This window comes from Streptomyces sp. NPDC045968 (assembly GCF_056430475.1).
In genome coordinates this window covers 1,277,290-1,287,187 of the sequence record NZ_JBWKLF010000001.1, presented here as the reverse complement: position 1 = coordinate 1,287,187, position 9,898 = coordinate 1,277,290, and the positions used below count along the sequence as shown (strand labels likewise).

Genomic DNA, 9,898 nt, shown 5'->3' with positions numbered 1-9,898 from the left:
CCCAAGGGGGTCAGGCCACGGAAGGGGAAAAGAAAGGGGGAGGCCCCCGTGCCCGCCCCCCCCCCTGGGTCCCTTCCCTTCTTGTCCCGCACTCAGTCGTTCGGCGTCCAGTATTCGACCAGCTTGCCCACACCGTGCTCCAGCGACTTCCAGGTGCCGGTGAACTCGACGACGCCGTAGGCGGCGGTCGGGAACCCGTCCCGGGCCACTCTCGCCAGGGCGTCTCCGGCCGCCGAGCCCGAGAGGGCGTCCACGGCGGCGTGCATGCCGGGGTTGTGGCCGATGACCAGGAGGTTGCGTACGTCGTCGGGAGTCTCGTTGAACACGGCGATCAGTTCTCCGAGGGAGGCGTCGTACAGCCTCTCCTCGTACACGGTCCTGGGACGGTGCGGGAACTCGTGGACCGCGAGCTTCCAGGTCTCGCGTGTCCTGACGGCGGTCGAGCACAGGGCCAGATCGAAGTCGATGCCGGAATCGGCGAGCTTGCGGCCCGCGACGGGCGCGTCCTTGCGGCCGCGTTCCGCCAGGGGGCGCTCGTGGTCGGACTCCTGCGACCATTCCGCTTTTGCATGCCTGAGAAGGACGATCCTGCGAGGTGTATCGACGCTCATACACCTCAGCTTCGCACGAAATGTGCCTCCCGGCGCAGGGTGTTGGCGTGCTCCCCCGGTGCGGGTGAACCACTCGTCCGGCCCACCGGGCGGGCGTCAGCGGGAGAGCAGGTCCATGATGCGCGCGAGCAGCCGGCCGAGCGCCGGATCACCGGTGGCTGCGCTCGCCTCCCCCGGCCCCACGATTCAGCAGCAGGAGGGCGGCGAACGCGAGCGCGGGCAGCGCGACGGCCCACCACGGCAGCCGTACCTCGACGCTGTCGGACGCGGGGGTGGTGGACCGGGTGTGCGTACGGGCCGGCATGTCGCCTCCGTGGGTCTTCGGTTCGATACCCCCGAACCTACGGACCCGGCGGCGCCGTTCCCATCCGGTGACCCACCCACTTCACCCTGACCCTGGCCCCCTAGGGGATGGTGGTGTTACCCCCACCCCCTGGCGCGTGGTCACGTCACGGGGAGGCGAGGGAGGCGATCACACCGATGATCACCGTGATGAGCAGCATCGCCCCGAAGACGAGGAGAAGCTTCTTCTGACCGTTCTGGGGGTTCGGGTCGAGCACAGGAGACATGGCTTCAGTCTCGCATCTCAGCATTCGTCCTCGATCGTCCGGTCCCGTCCGGCGAGTACGCCCGCCACCATCTGCGGCAGCATGAGGGCCGCCATCAGGCCGATCGGCAGCCCCCAGCCGCCGCTGTGCTGGTAGAGCACGCCGACGAGCAGCGGGCCGGGGATCGAGATCAGATAGCCGGTGGACTGGGCGAAGGCCGACAGCCTGACCACGCCGGCGCCGGTGCGCGAGCGCATGCCGATCATCGTGAGCGCGAGCGGGAAGGCGCAGTTGGCGATGCCGAGCAGCAGGGCCCAGGCCCAGGCGCCGCCCGCGGGGGCGAGATAGAGGCCCGCGTAGCCGATGAGGCCGCAGATACCCAGGAAGACGGCGATCGGGCCCTGGTTCCGCATGCGCGAGGCGACCCGCGGGATGACGAAGGCGAGCGGCACCCCCATCGCCATGGTCACCGCGAGCAGGACGCCCGCGGTGCCCGCCGAGACCCCGGCGTCGCGGAAGATCTGCGGCATCCACCCCATGGTGATGTACGCGGCGGTGGCCTGGAGGCCGAAGAAGGAGGCGAGCGCCCAGCCGGTCCTGCTGCGGGTGATCCGGAGGGCCGGGGCGTCCTCCTGCGGCCGGGGGGCGGTGGCCTGTCCCGGTGCGTTGCCCCGGTCCCGTACGAGGGGAATCCACGGCAGGACCGCGGCGGCGGCGAGCGCGGCCCAGATCGCCAGCCCGGCCTTCCAACTGCCGCCGAGCGCGTCCGTCATGGGCACGGTGACCGCCGCGGCCAGCGCGGTGCCCAGGGCCAGGGCCATGGAGTAGAGGCCGGTCATGGTGCCGACGCGGTCGGGGAACCAGCGCTTGACGATCACCGGCATCAGGATGTTGCTGACGGCGATGCCCATGAGCGCGAGGGCGCTGGCCGCGAGGAACCCGGCCGTGCCGCCGACGAAGGGGCGGATCGCCAGGCCCGCGGCGATGGCGGCCATGCCCGCGCAGACGACCGCGCCGGCCCCGAAGCGGCGGGCGAGCCGGGGCGCCATGATGCCGAAGAGGGCGAAGCAGAACGGTGGCACGGAGGTGAGGACACCGGCGACGCTGCCGCTCATGCCCAGCCCGTCCCGTACCTCCTCCAGGAGGGCGCCGAGGCTGGTGATGGCGGGGCGGAGGTTGAGCGCGGCGAGGACGAGTCCGACCATGACCAGGCGCAGCAGCCAGGGGGCGGGGCCCGCGGTCCGCTGTCCGGGCGGTTTACGCTCGGCCGTCGGCCGCTCGGTCGCGGCGGGGGCATCGGAGAGGGTCGGGGTCCGTGTCTCGTTGTCGGGCATGTCGACCATCATAGAATCATGGGATGATTGGTTGTCCAATCACGAACAAGGAGCATCATGGCGCTGACGTCTCCGCGGCGTTCGGCACTCGCCGATCAGGTGATTGCCCAGCTGAGGAATCAGATCACTTCCGGCGAGTGGCCCGTGGGTTCGCGGATCCCCACCGAACCCGAGCTGGTCGAACAGCTGGGGGTGGCCCGCAACACCGTCCGCGAGGCGGTGCGCGCGCTCGCGCACAACGGCCTGCTGGACATCCGGCAGGGGTCCGGCACCTATGTCGTCGCCACGAGCGAGCTGGCCGGCGTGATGCACCGGCGGTTCGCCTCCGCCGATCCCCGCCACGTCGCCGAGCTGCGTTCGACGCTGGAGTCGTCGGCGGCCCGGCTGGCCGCCGTCCGGCGCACGGAACGGGATCTGCGGCAGCTCGACGCGCTGATGGCGCGGCGCGAGGAGGCCTGGGCGTCGGGAGACGCGGAGGCGTTCGTCGCGGCCGACGCGACCCTGCACCTGGCCGTGGTCGCCGCCTCGCACAACGACGTACTGACGGAGCTTTACGCCGATCTGGGTGATCTGCTGCGCGACTACCTCCGCGACGACGTCGGTCCCGAGCTGCGCCCGGAGAAGCACATGGACCACGCGCGGCTGGTGGAGGCGATCCGGTCCGGCGACGCCGAGACGGCCGCGGCGGAGGCCGCGAGCCACGCGCTGAGCTGCTTGGTGGACCGGGTCTGAGCGGTGCGCCGCGCAGGCGGGGGTCTTCCGTCCGGATCAGGCTGGATCAGGAACCGGGGTGGTGGCTGACCCACGCCGATGCGACCTCTTTCCAGCAGCGGTCGGCCAGCCGCACGGTCTCGCCCGGCCCGACCGCGACCGCCCTGCCGTCCGCGTCGACGTCCCACCAGCGGTCGCACTCGGTGTGGAGCCGCACCAGGTCGATGGAGGGGTACGGGTTGTGGCAGTACGCGATGACGCGGGAGCCCTCGACCGACGTACGGCATTCGGAGCCCGCGGGCTCCGGGGTGGGGGCGAGGGGGGCGGCGGCTCCGGAGCCGGCCCGGTTCGCCGCGTAGACACCGACAGGGGCGACGAGTCCGGCGACGGCGGCCGCTGCGGCCAGCAGGGCCGAGGTTCGGCGACGTGTGGGGTGCACAGCGCTCTCCTCCCCGCAGCCTGACCAAAAGTCCGGTTCCTCCACATTCTGCGGTGGATCGACCGTCTTTTCGACTTGAGGCTGCGCGGCCCCCGCCCCCGACGCACGACGGCCGCGCAGCGCCGCCGGGGAAACCGGGAAGCGGTACGCGGCCGTCAGGCGCGAAAGGTCAGGCGCCCATCATGTGCACGCCACCGTCGACGTGGATGATCTCGCCCGTCGTCTTCGGGAAGAAGTCCGAGAGCAGCGCGACGATACCGCGGCCGGCCGGCTCCGGGTCGGCCATGTCCCACGCCAGCGGGGAGCGGTGGTTCCAGACGTCCGCGAGGTCCGAGAAACCGGGGATGGACTTGGCGGCCATCGAGCGGAGCGGTCCGGCGGAGATCAGGTTGCAGCGCAGGCCGTCCTTGCCCAGGTCACGGGCGAGGTAGCGGGAGGTGGCCTCCAGCGCGGCCTTGGCCGGGCCCATCCAGTCGTACTGCGGCCAGGCGTACTGCGCGTCGAAGGTGAGACCGACGATCGAGCCGCCGTCGCTCATCAGCGGCTTGCAGGCCATGGCCAGCGACTTCAGCGAGAACGCCGAGACGTGCATCGCCGTGGCGACCGACTCGAACGGGGTGTTGAGGAAGTTGCCGCCGAGCGCGTCCTGCGGCGCGAAGCCGATGGAGTGCACGACGCCGTCGAGCGAACCGAGCTCGTCACGGACCAGGCCGGCGAGGCGGTCGAGGTGCTCGTCGTTGGTGACGTCCAGCTCGATGACCTTCGCCGGCTTGGGCAGCTTCTTGGCGATGCGTTCGGTCAGCGTGGGCCGGGGGAAGGCGGTCAGAATGACCTCGGCGCCCTGCTCCTGGGCCACCTTCGCGGCGTGGAAAGCGATGGACGACTCCATCAGCACACCCGTGATGAGGATGCGCTTGCCGTCGAGAATTCCGCTCATGGTGATCAGTGACCCATGCCCAATCCGCCGTCAACGGGGATGACGGCTCCAGTGATGTACGACGCGTCGTCGGAGGCGAGGAAGCGCACCGCTGCGGCGATCTCCCCGGGCTGCGCGTAGCGGCCGAGCGGCACCTGGGCGACGATGGCCTTGCGCTGCTCCTCGGTGAGCGCCTGGGTCATGTCGGTGTCGACAAACCCGGGCGCGACGACGTTGAAAGTGATGTTCCGCGAGCCGAGCTCACGGGCCAGCGACCGGGCGAAGCCGACGAGGCCCGCCTTGGAAGCGGCGTAGTTCGCCTGTCCCGCGGAGCCGAGGAGGCCCACGACGGAGGAGATCAGGACGACGCGGCCCTTCTTGGCGCGCAGCATGGCGCGGTTGGCGCGCTTGACGACCCGGAAGGTGCCGGTGAGGTTGGTGTCGAGTACCGACGTGAAGTCGTCCTCGGACATCCGCATCAGCAACTGGTCCTTGGTGATACCGGCGTTGGCGACCAGTACCTCGACAGGACCGTGCTTCTCCTCGATCTCCTTGTAGGCCTGCTCCACCTGCTCGGTGTCCGTGATGTCGCAACGGACGGCCAGGCAGCCCGCCTCGGTGAGTTCCTTCGGGGGCTCGCCGGAGCGGTAGGTGATCGCGACCTTGTCGCCGTTGTCGGCGAAAGCGCGGGCGATGGCGAGGCCGATGCCCCGGTTTCCTCCGGTGACGAGAACCGAGCGGCTCAACGGATCACCCTTTCCTTGGCGGTCTGGTACATCGAAAACCTATCGGTACCGCGACGCGTACGGAGAATCGCCCTCTGACAGCGCCGCCGGGTGGGCTCTGTGGGGTTCCTACAGAACGGCGCGGGGCAAGGAAACCGGACAGCGAAAAGCGAAGGCCCCGAGCGGCCGCACCCACCATGATTCACTGCTGGGACATTGTGCAGAGGTGGAGAAGGGGAGGCCCACGTGGCCCACGAGGTAGATCAGTCATTCCTGGCCCTGCCGCTGCGTGCCCTCGCCGACGCGGCGCTCGCACGCGCCCGCGCGCTCGGCGCGGTGCACGCCGATTTCCGGTTCGAGCGGGTGCGCAGCGCGAGCTGGCGTCTCCGTGACGCCCGGCCGTCCGGTTCGTCGGACACCACCGACCTCGGGTACGCGGTACGGGTCGTGCACGGCGGGGCCTGGGGGTTCGCGTCCGGGGTGGATCTGACCATGGACGCCGCGGCGAAGGTGGCTTCGCAGGCCGTGGCGATGGCCAAGCTGTCGGCGAAGGTGATCGCGTCGGCCGGCTCGGACGAGCGGGTGGAGCTGGCCGACGAGCCCTCGCACGGTGAGCGGACGTGGGTCTCGGCGTACGAGACCGACCCGTTCTCCGTACCGGACGAGGAGAAGGCGGGTCTGCTCGCCGAGTGGAGCAGCCGGCTTCTGGGCGCGGACGGGGTCGCGCATGTGGACGCCTCCCTGATGACCGTCCACGAGAACAAGTTCTACGCGGACACCGCGGGCACCGTCACCACGCAGCAGCGGGTGCGGCTGCATCCGCAGTTCACTGCGGTCGCCGTGGACGGGACGACCGGTGAGTTCGACTCGATGCGGACCATCGCGCCGCCGGTCGGGCGTGGCTGGGAGTACCTGACGGGCACCGGCTGGGACTGGGACGCCGAGCTGGAGCGCATTCCGGGGCTGCTCGCCGAGAAGATGCGGGCGCCGAGCGTCGAGGCGGGGACGTACGACCTGGTCGTCGACCCGTCCAATCTGTGGCTGACCATCCACGAGTCGATCGGCCACGCCACCGAGCTGGACCGCGCGCTGGGGTACGAGGCGGCGTACGCGGGGACCTCGTTCGCCACGTTCGACCAGCTCGGCAAGCTGACGTACGGCTCCCCCGTCATGAACGTGACGGGCGACCGTACCGCCGAGCACGGGCTCGCGACCATCGGGTACGACGACGAGGGCGTCGAGGCGCAGTCGTGGGACCTGGTGAAGGACGGGACGCTCGTGGGCTACCAGCTGGACCGCCGGATCGCGAAGCTGACGGGTCTGGGCCGGTCCAACGGGTGCGCGTACGCGGACTCGCCCGGCCATGTGCCCGTCCAGCGCATGGCGAACGTGTCGCTGGCGCCGGACCCCGGCGGGCTGTCCACCGAGGATCTGATCGGCGGGGTGGAGCGCGGGATCTACGTGGTCGGTGACCGGTCGTGGTCGATCGACATGCAGCGCTACAACTTCCAGTTCACCGGGCAGCGCTTCTTCCGGATCGAGAACGGCAAGCTCGCCGGTCAGCTCCGCGATGTCGCCTACCAGGCGACGACCACCGATTTCTGGGGCTCGATGGAGAAGGTCGGCGGCCCGCAGACGTACGTCCTGGGCGGCGCCTTCAACTGCGGCAAGGCCCAGCCGGGCCAGGTCGCGGCTGTCTCGCACGGCTGCCCCTCAGCCCTTTTCCGAGGCGTGAACATCCTCAACACCACGCAGGAGGCCGGACGATGAGCCGGGTCAGCAAGCCGTACGAGATCGTCGAGCGGGCCCTCGGTCTCTCCACCGCCGACGGGTGCGTCGTCATCGCCGACGAGAGCTCCTCAGCCAATCTGCGCTGGGCCGGCAACGCGCTCACCACGAACGGGGTGACCCGGGGGCGGACGCTCACCGTCATCGCCACGGTCGACGGCGCCGAGGGCACGGCATCCGGCGTGGTCTCCCGCTCGGCCGTCACCGCCGACGACCTGGAACCGCTCGTCCGCGCCGCCGAGGCCGCCGCACGGGGAGCCGGTCCTGCCGAGGACGCCCAGCCGCTGGTCTCCGGGGTTCCGGTCTCCCCCGACTTCACCGACGCCCCGGCCGAGACGGGCGCCGACGTGTTCGCCGACTTCGCCCCGTCGCTCGGGGACGCCTTCGCCCGGGCCCGGGCCGGGGGCCGTGAGCTGTACGGCTTCGCCAACCACGAGATGACCTCGACGTACGTCGGTACGTCGACGGGGCTGCGGCTGCGTCACGACCAGCCGAACGGCACGCTGGAGCTGAACGCCAAGTCCCCCGACCGTTCCCGTTCGGCCTGGGCGGGCCGCTCCACCCGGGACTTCAAGGATGTCGACCCGGCGGCGCTGGACGCGGAGCTCGCGCAGCGGCTGCGCTGGGCGGAGCGCCGTATCGAGCTGCCCGCCGGGCGGTACGAGACGCTGCTGCCGCCGACGGCCGTCGCCGATCTGCTGATCTACCAGCTGTGGTCGTCGACCGCCCGGGATGCCGCCGAGGGCCGGACGGTCTTCTCCAAGCCGGGCGGGGGGACGCGGCTCGGCGAGACGCTGTCCGGGCTGCCGCTGACCCTGCGCAGCGACCCGCACGCGCCGGGTCTCGAATCCGCGCCGTTCGTGATCGCCCACGCGTCCGGGGACGGCGGCTCGGTCTTCGACAACGGTCTGCCGCTCGCGCCGACGGACTGGATGAAGGACGGCAGGCTGGAGTGTCTGACGACGACGCGGCACTCGGCGGGCCTGACGGGGCTGCCGGTCGCCCCGGCCATCGACAATCTGCTGCTCGACGCCGGCGGTGAGCGCTCCCTGGAGGAGATGGTCGCGGCGACGACCGGCCGGGCCCTGCTGCTGACCTGCTTGTGGTACATCCGGGAGGTCGATCCGGCGACGCTGCTGCTGACCGGGCTGACCCGCGACGGGGTGTACCTCGTCGAGGACGGCGAGGTCGTCGGCGAGGTGAACAACTTCCGGTTCAACGAGTCGCCCGTCGATCTGCTGTCGCGGGCCACAGAAGCGGGCCGTACGGAGAAGACGCTGCCGCGTGAGTGGGGCGACTGGTTCACCAGGGCCGCCATGCCGGCCCTGCGGATCCCGGATTTCAACATGAGCTCGGTCAGTCTCGGCGTATGACCCACCTAGACTGACAGCTGCCATTCGATACACGGAGTAGAGGAGACACGGAACCGTGACGGACATCGTCGACGAGCTGAAGTGGCGCGGGCTGTTCGCCCAGTCCACTGACGAGGACGCACTGCGCAAGGCTCTCGCGGACGGTCCGGTCACGTTCTATTGCGGCTACGACCCCACCGCGGCCAGTCTCCACGTCGGGCACCTGGTCCAGGTCCTCACCATGCGCCGGCTCCAGCAGGCCGGGCTCCGTCCGCTCGCCCTGGTGGGCGGGGCCACGGGTCAGATCGGTGACCCGCGGCCGACCGCGGAGCGCACGCTGAACGACCCGGAGACGGTCGCCGCCTGGGTGTCGCGGCTGCGGTCGCAGATCGAGCCGTTCCTCTCCTTCGAGGGCGACAACGCCGCGGTCATGGTGAACAACCTGGACTGGACCGCGGGCATGTCCGCGATCGAGTTCCTGCGGGACATCGGCAAGCACTTCCGGGTCAACAAGATGCTCACGAAGGACTCCATCGCCCGGCGGCTGGAGTCCGACGAGGGCATCAGCTACACCGAGTTCAGCTACCAGCTGCTCCAGAGCATGGACTTCCTGGAGCTGTACCGGCGCTACAACTGCACCTTGCAGCAGGGCGGCAGCGACCAGTGGGGCAACCTCACGGCGGGCCTCGACCTGATCCACCGCCTGGAGCCGGGCGCCTCGGTGCACGCGCTGGCGACGCCGCTGATGGTGAAGGCGGACGGGACGAAGTTCGGCAAGTCCGAGAGCGGCGCCGTCTGGCTGGACGCCGAGATGACGACTCCGTACGCCTTCTACCAGTTCTGGCTGAACGCGGACGACCGGGACATCTCGCGGTACATGCGCATCCTCAGCTTCAAGAGCCCCGAGGAGCTCGAAGAGCTGGAGAAGCTGACCGAGGAGCGTCCGCAGGCGCGTTCCGCTCAGCGTTCGCTGGCCGAGGAACTGACCACGCTGGTGCACGGCGGCGAGCAGTGCGCCGCGGTCATCGCCGCGTCGAAGGCCCTCTTCGGCCAGGGTGACCTGGCCGAGCTGGACGAGGCGACGCTGAGCGCCGCGCTCTCCGAGGTGCCCCACGCGCGGGTCACCGAGCTCGGTCCGCTGGTCGACCTGCTGGTCGAGGTCGGTCTGGCGCCGAGCAAGTCGGGTGCCCGCCGCACGGTGAAGGAGGGCGGGGCCTACGTGAACAACGTGAAGGTCACGGACGGCGAGACCGCTCCGGCCCGCGAGGAGCTGCTGCACGGGCGCTGGCTGGTCCTGCGCCGGGGCAAGAAGAACCTGGCGGCGATCGAGGTCACGGCCGGCTGACACCGGACGGACCGTCTCCGCACCTGGACCCACACGGCACCGGGGGGGGGGGGGGGGGGGGGGGGGGGGGGGGAGGGGGGGTGGGGGGGGGGGGGGGGGGGGGGGGGGGGGGGGGGGGGGGGGGGGGGG

10 protein-coding genes and 1 pseudogene are annotated in these 9,898 nt (G+C 70.7%); 4 read left to right on the top strand and 7 right to left on the bottom strand.

Annotated features, from left to right (window positions below):
• Positions 1–92: 92 nt before the first annotated feature.
• The 4 genes and pseudogenes from AC07FA_RS05665 to AC07FA_RS05650 form a co-directional block, all read right to left on the bottom strand.
• The gene (locus tag AC07FA_RS05665; protein WP_479073383.1) at positions 93–611 is read right to left on the bottom strand and encodes a SixA phosphatase family protein; all 519 of its coding nucleotides are present in this window, start codon (positions 609–611) and stop codon (positions 93–95) included.
• Between the two features lie 96 nt (positions 612–707).
• Positions 708–915 (bottom strand): annotated as a pseudogene (locus tag AC07FA_RS05660) (hypothetical protein).
• A 145-nt stretch (positions 916–1,060) separates the two neighbouring features.
• Positions 1,061–1,171: an SGM_5486 family transporter-associated protein gene (locus AC07FA_RS05655; protein ID WP_479073447.1), complete on the bottom strand. Its 111-nt coding sequence runs from the start codon at positions 1,169–1,171 to the stop codon at positions 1,061–1,063.
• A gap of 26 nt (positions 1,172–1,197) precedes the next feature.
• Positions 1,198–2,493, bottom strand: coding sequence for a CynX/NimT family MFS transporter (locus AC07FA_RS05650; RefSeq protein WP_479073382.1), 1,296 nt, complete (start codon positions 2,491–2,493; stop codon positions 1,198–1,200).
• Positions 2,494–2,550: 57 nt separating this feature from the next.
• Between AC07FA_RS05650 and AC07FA_RS05645 the strand changes: the two genes are divergently transcribed.
• Positions 2,551–3,225, top strand: coding sequence for a FadR/GntR family transcriptional regulator (locus AC07FA_RS05645; RefSeq protein ID WP_479073381.1), 675 nt, complete (start codon positions 2,551–2,553; stop codon positions 3,223–3,225).
• Positions 3,226–3,271: 46 nt separating this feature from the next.
• Here the strand turns inward: AC07FA_RS05645 and AC07FA_RS05640 are convergent, their stop codons facing one another.
• The 3 genes from AC07FA_RS05640 to fabG form a co-directional block, all read right to left on the bottom strand.
• A complete protein-coding gene (locus AC07FA_RS05640; RefSeq protein ID WP_479073380.1) occupies positions 3,272–3,643 on the bottom strand; it encodes a hypothetical protein in 372 nt (123 codons plus the stop codon).
• A 169-nt stretch (positions 3,644–3,812) separates the two neighbouring features.
• Complete coding sequence (gene fabI / locus AC07FA_RS05635) at positions 3,813–4,580, bottom strand: enoyl-ACP reductase FabI (protein ID WP_479073379.1); 768 nt, start codon at positions 4,578–4,580, stop codon at positions 3,813–3,815.
• A 5-nt stretch (positions 4,581–4,585) separates the two neighbouring features.
• On the bottom strand, positions 4,586–5,305 hold the full coding sequence (gene fabG / locus AC07FA_RS05630; RefSeq protein ID WP_479073378.1) for a 3-oxoacyl-[acyl-carrier-protein] reductase: 720 nt from the start codon (positions 5,303–5,305) through the stop codon (positions 4,586–4,588).
• 225 nt (positions 5,306–5,530) lie between these two features.
• On the opposite strand from fabG, the gene AC07FA_RS05625 reads away from it, so the two are divergent.
• From AC07FA_RS05625 to tyrS, 3 genes are read left to right on the top strand one after another with little or no spacing between them, the layout of a single operon-like run.
• Positions 5,531–7,054 (top strand): TldD/PmbA family protein, encoded by a 1,524-nt coding sequence (locus AC07FA_RS05625; RefSeq protein WP_479073377.1) that lies wholly within the window; start codon positions 5,531–5,533, stop codon positions 7,052–7,054.
• Entirely contained in the window at positions 7,051–8,445 is a 1,395-nt protein-coding gene (locus tag AC07FA_RS05620) for a metallopeptidase TldD-related protein (protein WP_479073376.1), read from the top strand. Before AC07FA_RS05625 ends, AC07FA_RS05620 begins: the two co-directional genes overlap by 4 nt.
• Before the next feature lie 55 nt (positions 8,446–8,500).
• Complete coding sequence (tyrS, locus tag AC07FA_RS05615; protein WP_479073375.1) at positions 8,501–9,769, top strand: tyrosine--tRNA ligase; 1,269 nt, start codon at positions 8,501–8,503, stop codon at positions 9,767–9,769.
• Positions 9,770–9,898: the final 129 nt, after the last annotated feature.

Excerpts from the sequence above, each read along its gene's own strand:
- fabI (WP_479073379.1), bottom strand. The coding sequence starts at position 4,580 with ATGAGCGGAATTCTCGACGGCAAGCGCATCCTCATCACGGGTGTGCTG.
- AC07FA_RS05650 (WP_479073382.1), bottom strand. The coding sequence starts at position 2,493 with ATGCCCGACAACGAGACACGGACCCCGACCCTCTCCGATGCCCCCGCC.
- AC07FA_RS05620 (WP_479073376.1), top strand. The coding sequence starts at position 7,051 with ATGAGCCGGGTCAGCAAGCCGTACGAGATCGTCGAGCGGGCCCTCGGT.
- AC07FA_RS05665 (WP_479073383.1), bottom strand. The coding sequence starts at position 611 with ATGAGCGTCGATACACCTCGCAGGATCGTCCTTCTCAGGCATGCAAAA.
- AC07FA_RS05645 (WP_479073381.1), top strand. The coding sequence starts at position 2,551 with ATGGCGCTGACGTCTCCGCGGCGTTCGGCACTCGCCGATCAGGTGATT.